Here is an 18,910-nt window from a genome sequence, read left to right on the forward strand (position 1 = left end):
TAAACACAGAGTACATCATGAAACTGACACAACGCCAAACAGATGTTCTGGATTGCATAAAAAAATGCATCACCTCCACCGGTTATCCGCCAACCCGCGCTGATATTGCCCGAGAGTTGGGTTTTAAATCAGCTAATGCTGCCGAAGAACACCTCAAAGCCCTGGCCCGTAAAGGGGCCATTGAGATGATTCCCGGCACTTCAAGGGGTATACGTATTCCCGGCTTCGACGAAGAACAGGGCTTGCCTATTGTTGGTCAGGTGGCTGCAGGTGAACCGATCCTGGCAGACGAGAATGTTGAGGACAGGATCACCATAGCCTCAGACTTTTTTAATCCACCTGCCGATTATCTGTTACGGGTACGTGGCTCCAGTATGAAAGATATAGGCATTATGGATGGCGATTTACTGGCTGTACATCAATGCCAAACCGCCAAGGATGGTGAGATTGTCGTTGCGCGTATAGACAATGATGTCACCGTTAAGCGCTTTAAACGTGAAGGTAATATTGTTTACCTGATCGCAGAAAACGAAGAGTTCGAGCCGATCATAGTCGACCTGAAGGAACAGGAACTCTCAATTGAAGGCCTCAGTGTCGGGGTTATCAGAAGAGGACAGTAATCATGTTGCAAGCAGCAAACAGATATAATCATTCAGAACCAACGCTACCCGGCCTGATTCGCCCTGTTGCACCGCCCCAGTCTGATCCAGCCGGATTAGCAGGGAAAGTAACAGAAATAGTTCTGCAAAGTAGCAACTTTGAACAGATGACTATGCTACTGCCACTGCTTGCACAACTAAGTAAAGATGACCGCTGGTTCGCATGGATAGCCCCGCCGGCAACTCTGCCAAAGGACCTGCTCGAGGCTGCCGGCATTGACCTGAACAAAATTATGCTATTGCAGCCAGATCAGAGCCACTCGACCTATCAGCTAGCCTGCCAGGCGCTAACAGCAGGCACTTGCCATGCGGTTATCAGTTGGCCGGGCAGCCTGACAAATGAGCAACTACACGGACTGGAAGCCGCTGCCAGCAACGGACAAAGTCATGGCATTGTAATTCGTGACCGACAACTTTCCTAAGCTTCATAATCAGGACCTCGCAATCACAACACCTGGCAACCCTCTGTAAATAAAAAAACAGCGCTTAATGCGCTGTTTTTTTATTTAAGTATCCGATATTAACTAATGAATAGTTCGCGGCGCTTCTTCAGCAGGCTCTTCATTTGTTTCTATCTCAGATGCTGCTTTAACATTGAGATCAGAGATCATATGAATACCCGCTGTCAGCATTACTTTAGCTATATCGATACAGTCACCGTCCATTTGCTCGCGAACATCATCAGAAAAACTGATTTTCATGATCGGTTCATCATCGGAGTCGGCCCTGCGCAGCGCTATCTGCCCGTCATCTAACTCAATAATTTCCAGAAACATATCAGACATAACATTCTCGGCTTTAATATTTTACAAGTCTTACTGCTACCATTCCTGCATACCGGCTCTCAGCCGCTCAACAAGCAACTTAAACTCAGCAAACCAGTCCTGATACTCACGCACAATATCGGCATCTTCTGAGTGATCAGGGTTTATCTGCATTACATGAATTTCAGAAACACTTTCTGCCTGAGCCGCAGACTGCTGATGATCTTCCGCTCTCCAGCAAGCCTTATATGCAGCTAACAGATGATGTAGCCAGCTTTGCGGGTTGTTATGCAGCAACTGAAGCTCTGACACCTCTGGCGCTTCCAACCCCTGACTCTCCATCTGCGCAACCAGCTGACTTAGCTTTGAAATTTTATCTGCTTCAAAACTGTATTGCTCTGCGATCTCACGTAACAACGAACTATATGCTGATACCATATGGAACAGCACCGATTCATTGTAGGACTCAATAAGAGCGTGCTTACTCCATCCGGTTGAGTCTTGAGCATCTTTCAACGCATCCAGGTGAATCCGTGTAAAGTTTAGCTTCTGATTAGTTCTGGTCAGATACACGCCACTCATTCAGGCTCTCCGTCAGTTATTTCTTCTTAGCGGGCTTTTTTGCTTTAGCTTTAGCCTTCGCACTTTCAGCCACCCAGCTACCACCCTGATAGAATGCCCGCCATCCGGTCGCTTTGCCATCAACTTCTGTCATTACATACTGTTCTTTGGTCTTACGACTGTAACGCACAATCGTCGGATTACCGTCATCATCTTTCACCGGCGCACTAAACAGAAAGCTGTACTTCGGATCTATCTCTTTCTGATGCGGTAATAGCTCAGCGACTTTGGGTGCGCGGGTTTCACGCTTACGCGGGAACTGACTCGCAGCAAGAAAGAGTCCGGATGCCCCATCCCGAAGGATATAAGTATCTTCAACTTTTTCACATTCCAGTTCAGGCATAGGCACCGGATCCATCTTCGGCGGCGCTGCCTCACCACTTTTCAGAAGCTTACGGGTGTTCTTACACTCATCCGCAGTACAACCAAAGAACTTACCAAAGCGGCCCGTTTTAAGCTGCATTTGAGCGCCGCATTTATCACAGTCGATTACCGGACCGTCATAACCTTTGATTTTGAACGTACCCTGTTCAACTTCAAAACCTGAACAGTCAGGGTTATTGCCGCAGATATGTAGTTTACGCTGTTCATCAATAAGGTAACTGTCCATCGCTGTGTCACAAATTTTGCAGCGATGCTTATTGCGAAGAATCCGTGATTCCTCTTCCTCATCACCATCAACACTCACAACTTCATCACCATGAACAAGGTTCATTGTGCTCTTGCAGCGCTCTTTTGGGGGTAAGGCATAACCGGAACAACCCAGGAATACGCCGGTTGTACCCGTACGAATCATCATCTCCCGGCCACAACTAGGGCAAGGAATATCCGTTGCCGTCGGTGCATTCAGTCGCATACCCGTTTCTGGATGCTGAGCCAGCTCAAGACGATTGATAAAACCGCCATAGAACTGATTCAAAAGCTCTTTCCACTCGGCACTACCCGTCGCAATATCATCAAGCGACTCTTCCATTCGCGCAGTAAAGCCAAAATCCATCAGGTCAGTAAAGTTTTCAACCAGACGCTCCGTCACAATATCGCCCATCTTCTGAGCATAAAAACGTCGATTCTGAACTTCAACATAACCCCGATCCTGAATGGTCGAGATAATCGAAGCATAGGTAGATGGTCGACCGATACCCCGTTTTTCAAGTTCTCGTACCAGGCTTGCCTCCGTAAAACGCGGCGCAGGCTTAGTAAAATGTTGCTTGGGATCAAACTGATCAAGTGTTAGCAGATCACCGGATTTAACTTCTGGCAAAATAACATCATCATTTTTGCCCTGGGCAGCCATCACTTTGGTGTAACCATCAAAGCGTAAAATGCGACCCTTGGTGCGCAACTCAAATTCACCGGCATTTACAGTAATCCGGCTACTGGTATACAGAGCTGGCATCATCTGACAGGCAAGGAACTGACGGCGAATAAGCTCGTACAGTCGCTCAGCATCACGCTCCATACCTTTTAACGAAGTCGCCTCAATAGTCACATCAGAAGGACGAATCGCCTCGTGAGCCTCCTGCGCGCCCTCTTTACTGCTATATAGATTGGCATTCTCAGGGAGATACTTAGAACCGAAGTTTTCCTGAATATAATCTCTACATGCTGCTACAGCCTCGCCACTCAAGTTGGTCGAGTCGGTTCGCATGTAAGTAATATAACCCGCTTCATAAAGGCGCTGAGCCAGCATCATGGTCTTCTTTACGCCGAAACTAAGCCGGGTACTTGCGGCCTGCTGCAGTGTCGAAGTAATAAACGGAGCCGAAGGCTTACTGCTGGTCGGCCGGTCCTGACGACTGGCAACTTTCAATTCCAGCTTAGCTAACTGATCCAGGTGCGACTTTACTTCCGCCTCACTCACCGGACGAAATGCTTCTCCCTGGTATTTTTCTACCTGAAAACGAATCGCCTTATTATCAGGCGTTTGGGTGTCAGCATGAATTTCCCAGAACTCTTCCGGAATAAAACTACGGATCTCTTTTTCCCGTTCCACCAGCAGACGCACAGCAACCGACTGAACCCGGCCGGCAGACAAACCACGGGCAACTTTCTCCCACAACAGGGGCGAAACCATATAGCCAACAATACGGTCCAGAAAACGTCTGGCCTGCTGAGCATTAACCCGGTTCAGATCCAGATCACTAGGCTGCTCAAATGCTTCCTGTATCGCCTTTTTGGTGATCTCATTAAAGACTACCCGACGATATCGGTCATCATCACCACCGATCGCTTCACGCAGATGCCAGGCAATCGCCTCCCCCTCTCTATCCAAATCGGTCGCGAGATAGATAGTGTCGGCGTCTTTGGCTAATCGTCTGAGTTCATCAACGACCTTTTCTTTGCCCGGCAGAATTTCATACTGCGCTTCCCAGTCCTTCTCAGGGTTAACACCCATTCGAGCGATCAACTGAGTTTTAGCCTTCTTCGCTTTATGCTTAACCTTAGCTTCAGGCGACATTTTCCGTGTCAGAGCTGCCTGACGGGCACGCTCTTTAGGATCAGATTTAGCTGCGCTGCCAGAGCCGCTGGTAGGCAAGTCACGAATGTGACCCACACTTGATTTAACCACAAACTGACTACCAAGATACTTATTTATGGTCTTCGCTTTAGCAGGTGACTCTACAATAACAAGGGATTTACCCATATTTACACAATCCTTCGGAACAGATGTAGCAATACAAACAGCGTGCATATATAAGGTCTGTAACATGCAGGGTCAAGCTTAAGATAGAAAACACACTGTTTTTTTAAGAAAAATGGCTAATAAAGGTATATTTCTGGTAGCGTAAATACAGTAAGCTGCCATCCATTATCACTCTCTTATTAATTACAACTACCTGAGATTATGCTGCAAGACAACCTGATTCTTATTTTTTCTTTACTCGCAATAGGTCTGATCGCCCTGTTGGTGAATTACTTTATTTCCTCAAGGGAACAAAGACATGAGTACCGAACTAAGCGTTTGAAGGAGCTGCGTAAGAAGTCAGATGAAGCGCTGGTGACCTTAACTATCCTGAAAGAAGCCAACTGTCGTAATGAAATTTCTGACACGCTCAGTAGCTACATTGTTTCCATGATTGAAGAGATCACTTCATTAGCACCTGGCTCCGACTTATTAGCTGATATCAGTGCCCAAAAAGAGACAGTTGACCGGGCAGCGCCCATGCCGGGCGGTTTTACTAACGACAGAGCCCTGAAAAAAGCTCAGATACACATTCAACATGCAGAAAAATTACTGGTTGAGATGACCCGACTGGGTAAGTTGAGTGTAATAAAAGCGAAACAGTACCAACAAGACCTGTACTGGTTACACGTTTGTGTATTTGCCGATGCTCATATCGAGCAGGGCAATCACTATCTTAGCCGTGACGAAAAGCTGATAGCGATGTCACATTACAAGCATGCTAAGGCGATTATTGCCCGAACCAACGTACCCCAGAAGAAAAAACAGGACTATATAGACAAAATAAGAGCACTACTTAACAAAGCCCGCCCAAGCAGCGCAATGGCGGCAGGCAATCTGGCCGCCTCACTGTCGCAACTGGAGGAAAAGAGTAGTAAGGAAGAACAGTAGCCATATAGATCGCCAACAGATCTGGCGCCTAAACTCAGCCCTTAGATTCAGCCCCTAAACACAGAGACAGAAAACGCTTAAGCTTCTGCTACCAGACGGAACCTGGGAACAACCTTCCCTTCGGCATCAGTTACAGTTTCACTAAACATCGCCAGCGGCCTTGCCCAGAGCCCCTCATCGCCATAACACTGCTGATAAACCACCAGCCACTCTTCAGTTTCAGAATGACGCACAGTATGCAATACGCGGTACTCAGCGCCTTTATAGTGCCGGTAAATACCGACCTGTAACGGTTCCATCCAAACCTCCATCAAAACTGTTGTTCCAGCATAGGCTGCATCAGATCGTGCAACTGCTGAAGTGTATTTTCATCACCTTTTTCGTCCCAGAACAACGAAAAATGCACCGGAGTGGATTCGATTGATACAACCCCATCAGGCAATTCAGCAATGAAATTATTCAATGTCTCAAGCTGAACTTCAGATAGCGCCCGTTCCCCAGCGCCCCAACTCCAGCCTACCGGTAAGCCTTCATTTGCAATTGCGCTTTGACGAAACACCTGCCATTCAGAAAAATTTTCCCGTTGCTTTTTTTCTATATTAAAACGCGGCAAACGATACGCCGTCGAATTAAGCGTTTCAGGCTCAACCTGGCCGGCAGCACGGGGAGGCGTCATTCTGACAATCTGTACATGAAACCCCATTCGTGAAGCCTGCAGCCTAAGCGTCGCCAGAAAACGCTGACGAGGGCTTGGCATCACCCACATCATTGACCCGAGCAGTGACATCATAATCACAACAATAATGGCCCACTTCATTGAATTACCTCAATTAACTATTTTGATCCTGGTCAGATTTAAAACCGGATTCTCTATGCTACTCTCATAGACAGGAAACAACAGGAGATATTCCGGATGTCCCTTTACAAACATATTCTGGTCGCGGTCGACCTGTCAGATGAATCTGATCAGCTTGCCAGCAAAGTTAAACAGCTGGCAGAAAACTGCAATGCTCAACTATCGCTGGTGCATGTTATCGAACCACTAAGCTTTGCTTATGGCGGTGATGTCCCTATGGACCTGACAGCCATTCAGGAACAATTGGATGAACATGCTCAAAGTAAGATGAAACGTTACTGTGAACTATTGGATTACCCAGTACACCAGCGACATGTCGTATCCGGCCACACTGAAACTGAGATTCACCGCCTTGCTGAAGAGCAAAACTGTGATCTGATCATTGTTGGCAGCCATGGACGACATGGTCTGGCTCTACTGCTAGGTTCAACAGCTAACGGCGTTCTCCACGGTGCGAAGTGCGATGTACTGGCTATCAGGGTTAGTGAAGAGTAGCAGCGCTACTTCAGCTTTCAGTGCTTAAGCTAATGCAGTAGCGCCCTGCTACTGCACTGTTCTAACTGAACAGGCTTAGCTTTAAGGCCTTGCCTGATCAGCATTAGCCTCACCGTTACTGCATCGCCTCCAGCTCAACCCAACGATCCATCAACACTTCTACCTGCTGCTCAATCGCCTCCAGCGCCGCCAGTTTCTCAGCCACTAAAGCATGGTCTTTAGTGTAAAAATCTGCCGCGCCGGTCTCTTCCGTTAACTGTTCCAGCTCAGCCTCAGCTTTTTCCAACTGCTCTGGTAACAAATCGAGCTCCCTTTGCAGTTTATAGCTCAATTTTTTCTTCGCAGGTTTAGGCGGCTCAGCTTCAACAGCCTTAGGCAGCTCTTGTTTTGACTTTGCAGAAACCGTTTTAACACCTACACCAGGGCGCTGCCTCAACCAGTCGTTGTATCCACCGACATATTCCTGAATTTTGCCTTCACCCTCAAACACCAGAGTCGAAGTAACAACATTATCAAGAAAGGCACGGTCGTGGCTGACCAACAACAAGGTTCCCTGATACTCAAGCAGAATCTCTTCAAGGAGCTCGAGAGTCTCGATATCAAGATCATTGGTTGGCTCATCTAGTACCAGAAGATTAGCCGGCTGACTAAATAATTTTGCCAACATCACCCGGTTACATTCGCCACCTGAAAGTGCTTTAACCGGTGTTCTGGCCCGCTCGGGAGAAAACAGGAAGTCCCCCAGGTAGCTGATAATATGCCGGGACTTACCGTTTATGGTAATGCTTTCACGACCTTCAGAAATATTATCAATGATGGTTTTTTCAGGCTGAAGCTTGCCTCGCAGCTGATCAAAATAGGCAACATTCAGGCTGGTTCCCAGCTTCACATTGCCTTTTTCCGGCGTCAACTGCCCCAACAGGATTTGTAACAGGGTACTCTTACCTACACCGTTAGGGCCTATCAAACCGATTCGATCGCCGCGCTGTATAGAAACCGTCAGGTCTTTGATAATCAGGTCGCCGGCAAACGCATGACCGATATTCTCAGCCTCAATAACCAATTTGCCGGAACGGTCAGCCTTGTCCATCTGAAACTTAGCTTTACCTTGCTGTTCACGTCTTTCAGTTCGCTCAACACGTAACGCTTTCAGCGCTCTTACCCGCCCCTCGTTACGGGTTCGACGTGCCTTAATACCTTGCCTTATCCAGCGCTCTTCTTCTGCCAAACGCTTATCGAACAACGCATTATGACGAGCTTCCTCTTCCAGCATTTTCTCTTTTTGCGTCAGGTACGCGGCATAATTGCCAGGAAAAGAGGTCAGATGACCACGGTCCAGCTCTACTATTCGGGTCGCTAGCTTTTCAACCAGGGAACGGTCGTGGGAAATAAACAGTACACCGCCCCGGAAATCCATCACCTGTTTTTCTAACCACTCAATAGTTTCGATATCCAGGTGGTTGGTTGGCTCATCCAGCAACAGAATATCAGGCTCCTGCACCAGAGCGGCACCTAATGCCGCGCGTCGACGCCAACCGCCTGACAAGGCTGACATTTTTTGGTCGCCATCCAGTTCAAGACGGTCGAGTACGGCCTGAATTTTCTGCTGTAAGTGCCAGCCATTAACATCTTCAATCTTATGCTGTAGCCGTTCCAACTCTGCCATATCTGCAGTTTCATGGCTGACAGCTAGTGCCTCATACCGTTCAAGCATTGCAACCACAGACGCGCAGCCCGAAGCAACAACATCTCTGACAAGCCGTTCATCCGCTGCGGGCAATACCTGTTGTAGCTCTGCAATTCTGGCACCACCGTCTTGCCAGATTTCACCTTCATCGGTTACCTGATGACGTGCAATAACCCTTAGCAAGGTTGATTTTCCGGCACCATTAAGCCCTACCAAAGCGACCCGTTCACCTTTATCCAACTGAAAGTCGATTTTATCCAGCAACTGTTTGTCGCCAAATGCGACAGAAACCTTGTCCAGCCTGATCAAAGCCATGATTCATTCCACCTGAAATATTGGAGGCATATTCTACAGAAAAATTTGCTTCAGGAGGGGTTAAATAGCTGCTAATTATTCCAACCGCTGGTTTTCGGTGGCAACTCAGATAGAAACAGTAGTTAGCGGTAATCAAAATTCATGAAAAATTATTCAAATCTGATGTTTTTTCTCGAACTTAGTCCGGCTTTCCAGCTATGATGTGGTTACTGCCGATTACAGATGTTATGGATAATGACTCACTGCAACCGAATACTCAAAAGCCTGTTTCTTTTCTTCCCCCTCCTGCTCAGCGCTACGTTGTCCGCTAATAGCTATGCCAGCCAGAGTCTGGAGCAACAACGCAAGCTATATCAACAAGCCGGTAAACAGCTGAAAGCAGATCAGCTTGAACAGTATTTCCAAACTAAGGCCAGACTCACCGACTATCCGCTGTATCCCTACCTGGAACAACGTGAGTTGGAACACAATTTTGATAAGGTTAGCCAACACCAGATCGATCTTTATGCAAAACAGTATCAAGACATACCGACCAACTATCTGCTACAGCAACGATGGTTAGGTTACCTGGCAGGTAAACAACGTTGGCAACAGTATCTGACTGCGTATAACAACGCGGCTATCAGTAAAGAACGCTACCAGTGCCATTACCGCACCGCCTTATTAAAAACAGGCAAGAAGGCCGAAGCACTTAAAAACATTGAAACACTCTGGAACAAGGGCCATTCAATCTCGGATGCCTGTAATCCGGTGTTCGATCACTGGATCTCAAAACATAAAGGCCCGGACAGTGACCTTGCATATCAACGTTTCTGGAAAGCCGTTGATAAAAACAGCATCTCGCTGGCTAAATATCTACGACGCTTTATTACAAAAAAAGACCAGAAACAAGCGACTGCAAAATTCCTTCAGATACGTAACAATCCTGCGCTTATTAAGAACACAGACATTCTGCACGGCGATAATATCGCCAGTCGTTCGAGCTACCTTTACGGGATTGAACGCCTGTCTCGCAAAAGCCCACAGACAGCTACAAAAATATGGTTAAAGGTTCGCCCACAACTCAGCATTGGTAACAACCAGCAACTGAAATTAAATCAGACACTTGCCCGCCGTTTAGCCAGTAAAAACGATAAACATACCGATGCGCTGATCGATCAGGTAAACAGTCCGCTTGATGAAGAGATCCAGAGCCGAAGATTCAAACTCGCATTAGTGCAACAAAACTGGAAAAAGATATATAACCTGATCGATAAACTGCCTGATGACATCCAGCAAAATGAAAACTGGGTTTATTGGAAAACGATTGCCGCCAGCCATTTAAGCGGCCTGAAACCTGAATACTCAGATGCATTTTTAAAACTAAGCAAGGCCCGTAGCTACTACGGTCTGTTGGCAGCCCAGGTACTTAAAACCCGCTTCAGACTAAATCCGGCGCAAGACAAACCCGATGACGCTCTACTTAGTGAGTTTGCTGATCAGGCTGCCGTAAAACGAATGCAGGAACTGTACTGGCAAAATGAGCTCTACCTTGGCAGACGCGAGTGGAATCAATTAACCCAGGCAATGGATACTGACCAGTTAAGAATTGCGGCAACAACAGTACATAGCTGGGGTTGGCATAGTCTTGCAATCAGAGGGATCGCAAAAGCCCGTCACTGGGATGACATCAGCCTGCGTTTCCCTATGCCTTACGAGAAACTCTTTGAACAACGGGCGGGTAAATTCGCTATTGATACGAACTGGGCCAGAGCGGTCGCACGGCAGGAAAGTGCTTATCAGCCTTACGCTCGATCCCACGTTGGTGCGCGAGGGCTAATGCAGTTAATGCCTAAAACAGCGCGAGATACTGCCCGAAAAAACAAAATCAATTACAAAAACACTGCAGATCTGTATATACCTGCAACCAATATCAGCCTGGGTGTTGCCTATCTTGCCGAGATGCAGAAACGCTTCAAGGAAAATCAGGTATATGCCACCGCGGCTTACAATGCGGGTCCTCACCGGGTAAAAAACTGGCTTAAAGCTAGGGGAGATCTGCCTATCGACATCTGGATTGAAACCATACCTTTCAATGAAACCCGCAAATATGTCATGAGCGTTATGGCTTATCATGCTATTTACCGAACGTTGGCAGGCCAGCCTGCGCACCTGCTGAACAATAAGACAGCCTTCCGGCTGGCAATGAAAAATTCAACCGGAGCCCAGCAGGCAAAACAATTACGGGACTTCATTCAGCTAAACAGTAAAGCCACACTGACCCAATGACCGATCAACAAGCTTACAAATTAACCGACATTGGCGTAAACCTATCCGATAGCGTATTTGAAAAAGACCGTCAGCAGGTAATTGAAAATGCCTTCAAAGCAGGCGTAGAGCGCCTCATTATAACCGGCACCACTGAACAAGAATCAGAGCAAGCTGTTGAACTCTGCACACAACAGCTTTCAACACTTTATTGCACAGCCGGTGTTCACCCCCATTACAGCAGTCAATTTACCTCTTCAACCCGTTCAATGCTGTCAGCACTGAGTCAAAGCAAGCACGTTATTGCCATCGGTGAAACAGGCCTGGATTTTAATCGTAATTTTTCTACGCCCGAGCAGCAGGTTTTCGCATTTGAGCAACAATTAGAAATAGCAGCAGAAACCAGCCTGCCACTTTTTCTGCACGAACGGGATGCTCACAAGAAACAAACAGAGATGTTAACGCACTTCAGAGACCATCTTCAGGGTGGTGTAGCCCACTGCTTTACCGGCACCAGAGAAGAGCTGTACAACTATCTGGACCTTGATCTCTATATTGGTATCACAGGCTGGATCTGTGATGAACGTCGGGGGTCCGAGCTATTCAACCTATTGCCAGATATTCCCGCAGATAGACTGCTACTGGAAACAGATGCCCCTTATCTGCTTCCCCGGAGCATGCGCCCAAAACCCAAAAGCCGCCGCAACCTGCCGCAATACCTGCCTTATATTCTTGAACAGGCTGCCCTTAGCCGCGCAATTGATCCGTATCAGCTGGCCGATCAGTGTGAGAACAACTGTGAGCGCTTGTTTAGCCTCAAAGCTGCTAGCTAAATAAGCTGCTGAATAAAATGATGAAGCTGGTCCGCATCAAATGGCCAGCCAAGTTCAGCGCCTGACTGCTCATCCACTAGCACGGGAATTCGAATCGAGTATTTATCCATCAGAGCATCATCGAAAGCGATATCAACCTCTTCCAACTGATGTAACTCCGGGTTCATATTCTGCACCAGAATATCGATTGCCTGTTCGCATAAATGACAACCAACACTGCTCATTAATAAGAAATTTCTCACTGCTACTCCTTCGTAGGCTTACCCAAATTAGGCAAGTATCACTGGCAATCCCAAACCAATTGTAACTTAATGAAATAATCTGAGAAGTGGAGATACAGTATTGAGCAACATTTCATCCTCACCTGCACCCTCCCGGGAACAACTACTAAGCAGGCAAGAGCTGATTATTAGCAAAACCGATCAAAAGGGCATAGTAACTTATGCCAATCGGACTTTTATGAAAATATCGGGTTACAGAGAGGACCAGATAATCGGTTGCCCGCATAATTTCATTCGCCATCCGGATATGCCCAGGACTTGCTTCAAGCTTTTATGGGACACCATTCAGACCGGCAACGAGTTCTTCGCCTATGTGATTAATCGTTGCAATAACGGCGATTTCTATTGGGTGCTGGCCAATATTACCCCTGACTACTCTGCATCTGGTGAACTGCTGGGTTACTACTCAGTTCGCAGGGCGCCAACCAGAGAGGCAATTAATAAAATCATTCCTATATATCAAAAAATGTTAGAAATTGAGCAACAATCCTCTGCTGATACGGGCATGCAACGCGCCCAACATTATTTAATCGAACAGATAGCGCATACCAACCTGAGTTATCAGGAGTTCATTCTAAATCTGGATCAGGGTGAATGCTAATATGAAAACTGAACAACATGTCAGCGCTGGCAGCCCTTTTCTTTCAACCCGAATCACCATGCTCTGCAGCACCCTGATTCTGGTTGCCCTGTCGCAGCTCATTCTGTGCGCCTTACTAGGCTTTTTTCACCCAACCCTTCTACTACCAACCCTCTTAATTATTGTTCTATCGATCTATATCTGGATAAAAAGCACTCCTGTCATTGCCGCTCTTAACAAAATTCACAGCACCCTGCGCAATGCTAATAGCGGTGAATACCATCAGCGTATTACCAAAGTTAAAAAGCTGGGTGAGGCTGGCAAAATAGCCTGGGAGTTAAATGAATTACTCGATTATATTGAGTGCTATTTTAAAGAGGTAGATGCATGTTTCAGCCGTACTGCCGAAGGTAAGTATGATCGCCCGGCACAAACCATAGGCATGCCCGGCATCCTACAGAAGTCTTTAAATCAGATTAACCGCTCCATCTCCATTATGGGTGAAGGTGCGGAATTCATCTCGAGCAACGCTCTTCAATCAGAGCTACACAGCCTGAACACCCGCAATCTGATCGCAAATCTTAAGCGAAATCAGCAGGACCTGCTGCAAATTAGTGATGAAATGATCAACATTGAGAGCATTGCCGCAAAAAATGATGAGGCAGCAATACTCAGCCAACAGTCGGTAAATGATCTCACCCACCTTTTAGATCAGGTCAGCAACACAATCAACTCTGTTGCCGACGTTGTACTATCAATGGGCGAAGACAGTAAGCGGGTACAGGAAAGCCTGAGCACTATTACCGACATCGCAGATCAAACCAATCTGTTAGCCCTCAACGCATCGATTGAAGCTGCCCGGGCCGGCGAGCATGGTCGTGGTTTTGCTATTGTAGCGGATGAGGTAAAAGCCCTTTCCAACCGGACTAAAGGCGCTGCCGCCGATATCACAGCGACCATCAACCATTTCAGCAATCGTGTTAATGATATGGCGGAACTTACCACAGCCTCTCAGCAACGTAGCGCTGACCTATCCGAACTGGTAACCAGTTTTACTGATAGGTTTGAAAACTTTTCAATGGCTGCTCAACAGACACTGGGGTATATCACCCGGGCGAAAAACCGCACCTTTGGTACGCTGGCGAAAGTCGATCACATAATCTTCAAACAGAACGGCTATATAGCACTGGATCATACCAATCAGCACGAAACTGAAACCGCGGCAATTTGCACCTCTCATAAACAGTGCCGGCTGGGTAAATGGTATTATGAGGGGGAAGGCGCTAAAGAGTTCAGCCAGACCAGTGCATATGCACAAATTGAATCTCCTCATGCTCAGGTACATCAGTCGGTCCAGGAGGCAGTAAGACTAAGCGAAGAAGACTGGAAAAACAGCACTGATGTTCGGCAGAAAATTGTCTCAGCTATGGACAACGCTGAACATGAGAGCAATAAGATCCTTCAATGTATCGATGATATGATGGACGAATATGATCGAAAGAACCCCAAACATCTAACTAAAGTAGCGCCACAATGACTTGCTGCGGCGCATCAAATTGTCTATGCTCAACAGCTCTGTTTGATAAGTAACCAATATATGAGCATCAATAGATAATCAGGGTGTACAAACAGAATCCGATTCTCAGCCAGATATCCAGATACGATAGCCGCCTTTAGAAGCTGGCATCGCATCCTAGGTAGGCTTCAGAAAGAAGGCAGTTTTATGGAAAACAACAGCAATATTCTCTCCAACCCTCAAGAATTCATTAACTATCTGAACCAGGAAAGCCAGAAAGTTCTTGATATGTATTCTTCTGCTGGCAGTGAAGATATTTTCAAGCAATTTACCCAATCATGGACTGATCTTGCGTCTCGCTCTTTCGAAGATCCAACCGTATGGGTACGCGCCATTACTGATTATCAGCAAGCGCAAATGAATCTTTGGCAAAATATATTCTCCGGTAAGTCCGCTGAGTCACCTGTTGCACAGCCACTTAAAGGTGATCGCCGTTTCGCTGCTGAAGAGTGGAGCCAGAACCCGGTTTTCTCTTACATCAAGCAGTCATACCTGCTGAGTTCTAACCTGCTGAATGAGATGGCTTCAAATGCCAATCTGAGCGAAAACGAGCAGAAGAAACTCGAGTTTTATACCAAACAGTATATCGATGCGATGTCGCCAACAAACTTTGCGGTAACCAACCCGGAAGTTTTACAACAGGCATTAGAGACTAAAGGTCAGAGCCTGATCGATGGCCTGCAAAACCTGTTAGGCGATGTGGAGAAAGGCCGCATCACCATGACCGATGAATCCGCTTTCACTCTGGGTGAAAACATCGCTACCACAGAGGGTGCTGTGGTATTTGAAAACGAGATGTTACAGCTGATTCAGTACAAGCCTACCACTGAACAAGTGTATAGCCGTCCGACGCTGATCGTACCGCCATGTATCAACAAGTTTTACATCATGGATCTTCAGGAGCATAACTCCTACGTTAAGTACTGTGTTGATCAGGGTCAGACCGTATTCCTGGTATCCTGGGTCAACCCAACCATCGATCAGCGCGACATCAGCTGGGATGATTACGTTGGAAACGGCACCCTGAAAGCCATTGATGCCGTTAAACAGATTACCGAGCAAGAAAAGATCAACGCTGTATCCTGGTGTATTGGCGGTACTATTCTGTCCTCTACCCTTGCCGTAATGGCGAAGCGTAAAGATGAGAGCGTTGCCTCTGCAACTTTCCTGACCACGCTGACAGACTTTACTGATCCGGGTGACCTGTGTGTATTCATTGATGAGCAGCAGGTTAAACAGCTGACTCAGAAAGTTGATGATGAAGGCCTGCTGAACGGTCGTAATCTGGCGACCGCCTTTAATATGCTTCGTTCAAACGATCTGGTTTGGTCCTATGTGGTTAACAACTACCTGAAAGGTCAGAATCCGGCACCATTCGATATCCTGTACTGGAATGGTGATTCAACTAACCTGCCAGCTAAGATGTACAACTTCTATATCAATGAGATGTACATTAATAACAAGCTCTCAAAGCCAGACGCTCTGACTATCTGTGGTGAGAAAATCAACCTGCGTGATATCACTATCCCGGTTTACTTCCTGTCCACCATTGAAGATCACATCGCGCCATGGAAAGGTACCTTCAAAGGTACTGAGATGATGCAGGGCAAGATCGAATTCGTTCTGGGTGCCAGCGGCCACGTTGCCGGTGTCATCAACCCAGCTTCCAAGAATCGTCGTAACTACTGGACTGGTGGTGAACTTGGCCAGGGTGCCGACCATTGGCTAGAGACAGCTGAACGTCAGGAAGGCAGCTGGTGGCCAAACTGGTCCAAGTGGATTAAGCCTAAGGCCGGCAAGAAGGTTGATGCGCCAAAAACCTATGGCAATAAAACCTTTAAAGAGATTGAGCCTGCGCCAGGCCGTTATGTAGCGACCCGCGTTGACTAATCTGCTGAACTGCTGATAATAAAGCCGAGCTATGCTCCGGCTTTTTTGTTTCCATACTCACCTGAACAGACTATCACTTTGAAAGCAGCTCGTTTTATCTCTTTTTCTGAAGCCCGCACCATTCTCACGCTAGCCGTTCCCATCATGATCGCCCAGTTATCTCAAACAGCCATGGGCTTTGTCGATACTCTGATGGCAGGACGCTATGGCGCCGAAGACCTCGCAGCTGTCGCGCTGGGTGCCGGTATCTGGTTGCCGATCATGCTTTCATTAGGCGGCGTATTGATGGCTATCACCCCTATCGTCGCTCATCAGGTGGGTGCTAATCAGCTATTACGCACTCGAATCACCTTTAATCAAGGCTTATATATCGCAGCTATCGCCTCATTCATCGCATGGTTTACGCTACGCAACACCGGCATGCTACTTGATTACATGCAGGTGTCAGGCAACCTCAAATTAAAAACACTCGCCTACCTTGATGCACTGTCATGGGGCGTGCCAGGGATGATGCTCTATCAATGCTGCAGGAGTTACTGTGAAGGATTTGGTAAAACCAAACCTTTGATGAAAATTGGCATCCTGGCACTGCTGTGCAATATTCCGCTTAACTATATTTTCATCTACGGCAAACTGGGTATACCGGCTATGGGTGGCGTAGGTTGCGGCTGGGCAACCAGTATCGTGATGTGGATTATGGCTATCATCGCCGTTTTCTATCTCCACCTATCCAGCCACTTTCATAAATTGAAACTGATCAATTTGCCACGCATTGTCACTAAACCTCTGATCACCCTGATAAGTCTTGGTCTGCCTATTGGTATCACGCTGTTAATCGAGGTCAGCATGTTTTCCGTTATTGCCCTCATGCTAGCCAGACTGGGTGAGACCGTGATCGCAGCGCATCAGATAACCTTAAGCTTTACCGGCATGGTATTTATGATTCCTCTTAGTATAGCGATGGCACTGACTATACGAATCGGCCACCTGGCGGGTAGCCAACAGTTTTATGAGGCAAAAATAGCCGCCCAGACCGGCTTTATGATTACCGGCACCGGCGCCCTGCTCTCATGTACTCTGATCAGTTTATTCGCCGTACCTATCGCAGGCCTTTACACCGACAACCTTATTATTATCAAAATGGCCAGCCATCTGATCATCATCGCTGCAATCTTCCAGATACCGGACGCCATACAGGTTTCAAGTGCCGGAATACTTAGAGGCTACAAAGATACCCGGATCCCACTACTCATCGTTTTTATCGCCTACTGGGTCATCGGACTACCAACCGGATACCTACTTTCACTGACTGATTATCTGCTGCCCGCCATGGGAGCTGCAGGTTTCTGGTACGGATTAGTTATAGGCCTTTGTGTAGGCGCTATACTGTTACTACTTCGCTACCGGACAATAACTATAAAATGCAGACACGCTGTGCACACATCTTAGTACTCCTGATCGCGCTAATATTAAGCGGGTGCGACCAAGGGCGACCAGAAACCATGATGGAGACTTATAGTAGCCGTCTTGCAAACAGTCTCAACAGCGATAAACAACTAGACCTGAGCAGCCCGTTAAAGATTCCCGTCTTTCCTCGACGTCGGGATAGAATACTCCCTGTAAAAGACCTACGTCAGGGCCTGTTAGAAGTATTCAACCTGCGTCATTGCCGCCTTATTCATCTGGTTGCAGAACGAAATAGCTCTCTGGGTAAAGTGATGCCACCATCGAAGCAGCTGGTTTATGAGATAGAGCTGTTTATCGGACTCAGAGACTGCCTGCAGCAACTAAAGATGGCCAATGCTGAGCCAGAACTAATCACCCAGGTAGAGTCAATATTCAGGATTAAATCTGATAATTTTGAGAAGGCTCTCTGGAACGGCATCTTCATCAGTGAAGCGGTCGAACGGAATTTTTCTCTGTCTGAACCTGCCCTCTCCCTTGATGGAGAAGACGGTTTCCAACAAAGTGTACGGGCACTGGAGGTGCTGGATCAGATAGCAGCACTGAACAAAGGCAACAGAGACTGGACCCGCCCTGAGGCGCTTGATCAAATGGAACAGCAGTATCAAACACTCTATAACCACCGCTATGGAAGCCGCTGGCTGCGCTCTTTGTATCTGGTTACTCAGACCCTGAGGTTCAACGCAGAACTCATTCAGCATCGACTACAGCAAAGACCCTTATGCTATAACCAGACAGCGACATCTAAAGCGAATATTGTTAAAAATGTTTTTCAGAAATACTATATTTCACAACTACAGCCCTACATGGCTCGCCTGGATCAGCAAGGTAAAATCTGGCTCAGAATCAACACCCAGCTTATCAACCAGTTTACTGTAACGCCTGCCAGCACGAAAAATTATTACACCAGGGTTATAGACCCTGAAACCTCCCAGCTTTGGCACAACTACCTTGAAGCGCGAAACCAGCACACTAAAGCCTGGCAGAACTTACTACGCCAGTGTGGATTAATGCCTAAACGCTAATTCCCAGCCCGCCTTCCTGATTACCGCAATCTAACAAAACAAT

General features: G+C 47.1%; 18 protein-coding genes. 11 read left to right on the forward strand and 7 right to left on the reverse strand.

Features of this window, described 5'->3' with window-relative positions:
* Window positions 1-17 precede the first annotated feature (17 nt).
* Together lexA and EHS89_RS16515 are read left to right on the forward strand one after the other, a co-directional pair.
* Window positions 18-620, forward strand: coding sequence for a transcriptional repressor LexA (lexA, locus tag EHS89_RS16510; RefSeq protein ID WP_124927273.1), 603 nt, complete (start codon window positions 18-20; stop codon window positions 618-620).
* A gap of 2 nt (window positions 621-622) precedes the next feature.
* The gene (locus tag EHS89_RS16515) at window positions 623-1,081 is read left to right on the forward strand and encodes a cell division inhibitor SulA (protein WP_124927274.1); all 459 of its coding nucleotides are present in this window, start codon (window positions 623-625) and stop codon (window positions 1,079-1,081) included.
* A gap of 102 nt (window positions 1,082-1,183) precedes the next feature.
* Here EHS89_RS16515 and EHS89_RS16520 read toward each other — a convergent pair whose 3' ends face one another.
* The 3 genes from EHS89_RS16520 to topA are packed head-to-tail and all read right to left on the reverse strand — an operon-like array spanning window position 1,184 to window position 4,688.
* On the reverse strand, window positions 1,184-1,444 hold the full coding sequence (locus tag EHS89_RS16520) for a hypothetical protein (RefSeq protein ID WP_124927275.1): 261 nt from the start codon (window positions 1,442-1,444) through the stop codon (window positions 1,184-1,186).
* Window positions 1,445-1,480: 36 nt separating this feature from the next.
* A complete protein-coding gene (locus tag EHS89_RS16525) occupies window positions 1,481-2,005 on the reverse strand; it encodes a DUF6586 family protein (RefSeq protein WP_124927276.1) in 525 nt (174 codons plus the stop codon).
* A 16-nt stretch (window positions 2,006-2,021) separates the two neighbouring features.
* Complete coding sequence (topA, locus tag EHS89_RS16530; RefSeq protein ID WP_124927277.1) at window positions 2,022-4,688, reverse strand: type I DNA topoisomerase; 2,667 nt, start codon at window positions 4,686-4,688, stop codon at window positions 2,022-2,024.
* A gap of 201 nt (window positions 4,689-4,889) precedes the next feature.
* Here topA and EHS89_RS16535 point away from each other — a divergent pair, with 201 nt between their 5' ends.
* Window positions 4,890-5,618 carry a DNA topoisomerase I gene (locus EHS89_RS16535; RefSeq protein WP_124927278.1) on the forward strand — a complete coding sequence of 243 codons (729 nt, stop codon included), beginning with the start codon at window positions 4,890-4,892 and terminating at the stop codon, window positions 5,616-5,618.
* Window positions 5,619-5,695: 77 nt separating this feature from the next.
* On the opposite strand, the gene EHS89_RS16540 is transcribed toward EHS89_RS16535, so the two are convergent.
* A complete protein-coding gene (locus EHS89_RS16540) occupies window positions 5,696-5,917 on the reverse strand; it encodes a DUF1653 domain-containing protein (RefSeq protein ID WP_124927279.1) in 222 nt (73 codons plus the stop codon).
* 11 nt (window positions 5,918-5,928) lie between these two features.
* Window positions 5,929-6,435 carry a hypothetical protein gene (locus EHS89_RS16545; RefSeq protein WP_124927280.1) on the reverse strand — a complete coding sequence of 169 codons (507 nt, stop codon included), beginning with the start codon at window positions 6,433-6,435 and terminating at the stop codon, window positions 5,929-5,931.
* Between the two features lie 96 nt (window positions 6,436-6,531).
* On the opposite strand from EHS89_RS16545, the gene EHS89_RS16550 reads away from it, so the two are divergent.
* Entirely contained in the window at window positions 6,532-6,969 is a 438-nt protein-coding gene (locus EHS89_RS16550; RefSeq protein ID WP_124927281.1) for a universal stress protein, read from the forward strand.
* Window positions 6,970-7,084: 115 nt separating this feature from the next.
* Here the strand turns inward: EHS89_RS16550 and abc-f are convergent, their stop codons facing one another.
* Window positions 7,085-8,971: a ribosomal protection-like ABC-F family protein gene (abc-f, locus tag EHS89_RS16555; RefSeq protein ID WP_124927282.1), complete on the reverse strand. Its 1,887-nt coding sequence runs from the start codon at window positions 8,969-8,971 to the stop codon at window positions 7,085-7,087.
* A gap of 234 nt (window positions 8,972-9,205) precedes the next feature.
* Here abc-f and EHS89_RS16560 point away from each other — a divergent pair, with 234 nt between their 5' ends.
* The gene (locus EHS89_RS16560) at window positions 9,206-11,239 is read left to right on the forward strand and encodes a transglycosylase SLT domain-containing protein (protein WP_170167531.1); all 2,034 of its coding nucleotides are present in this window, start codon (window positions 9,206-9,208) and stop codon (window positions 11,237-11,239) included.
* Complete coding sequence (locus EHS89_RS16565; protein ID WP_124927284.1) at window positions 11,236-12,051, forward strand: TatD family hydrolase; 816 nt, start codon at window positions 11,236-11,238, stop codon at window positions 12,049-12,051. The genes EHS89_RS16560 and EHS89_RS16565 overlap by 4 nt, the downstream gene beginning before the upstream one ends.
* Here the strand turns inward: EHS89_RS16565 and EHS89_RS16570 are convergent.
* The gene (locus tag EHS89_RS16570; protein WP_229753779.1) at window positions 12,048-12,293 is read right to left on the reverse strand and encodes a glutaredoxin family protein; all 246 of its coding nucleotides are present in this window, start codon (window positions 12,291-12,293) and stop codon (window positions 12,048-12,050) included. The genes EHS89_RS16565 and EHS89_RS16570 overlap by 4 nt on opposite strands.
* 100 nt (window positions 12,294-12,393) lie before the next feature.
* Between EHS89_RS16570 and EHS89_RS16575 the strand changes: the two genes are divergently transcribed.
* From EHS89_RS16575 to EHS89_RS16595, 5 genes are all read left to right on the forward strand, one after another.
* Window positions 12,394-12,933 carry a PAS domain-containing protein gene (locus EHS89_RS16575; RefSeq protein ID WP_170167532.1) on the forward strand — a complete coding sequence of 180 codons (540 nt, stop codon included), beginning with the start codon at window positions 12,394-12,396 and terminating at the stop codon, window positions 12,931-12,933.
* A 1-nt stretch (window position 12,934) separates the two neighbouring features.
* On the forward strand, window positions 12,935-14,449 hold the full coding sequence (locus EHS89_RS16580; protein WP_124927286.1) for a methyl-accepting chemotaxis protein: 1,515 nt from the start codon (window positions 12,935-12,937) through the stop codon (window positions 14,447-14,449).
* A gap of 186 nt (window positions 14,450-14,635) precedes the next feature.
* On the forward strand, window positions 14,636-16,378 hold the full coding sequence (locus EHS89_RS16585; protein ID WP_124927287.1) for a PHA/PHB synthase family protein: 1,743 nt from the start codon (window positions 14,636-14,638) through the stop codon (window positions 16,376-16,378).
* Window positions 16,379-16,456: 78 nt separating this feature from the next.
* Window positions 16,457-17,827 (forward strand): MATE family efflux transporter, encoded by a 1,371-nt coding sequence (locus EHS89_RS16590; RefSeq protein ID WP_229753780.1) that lies wholly within the window; start codon window positions 16,457-16,459, stop codon window positions 17,825-17,827.
* A gap of 53 nt (window positions 17,828-17,880) precedes the next feature.
* Window positions 17,881-18,867 carry a DUF3080 family protein gene (locus EHS89_RS16595; protein WP_170167533.1) on the forward strand — a complete coding sequence of 329 codons (987 nt, stop codon included), beginning with the start codon at window positions 17,881-17,883 and terminating at the stop codon, window positions 18,865-18,867.
* Window positions 18,868-18,910 lie beyond the last annotated feature (43 nt).

Origin of the sequence: Amphritea balenae, from assembly GCF_003858655.1 — a bacterium.
GTDB classification, from domain to species: Bacteria; Pseudomonadota; Gammaproteobacteria; order Pseudomonadales; family Balneatricaceae; genus Amphritea; species Amphritea balenae.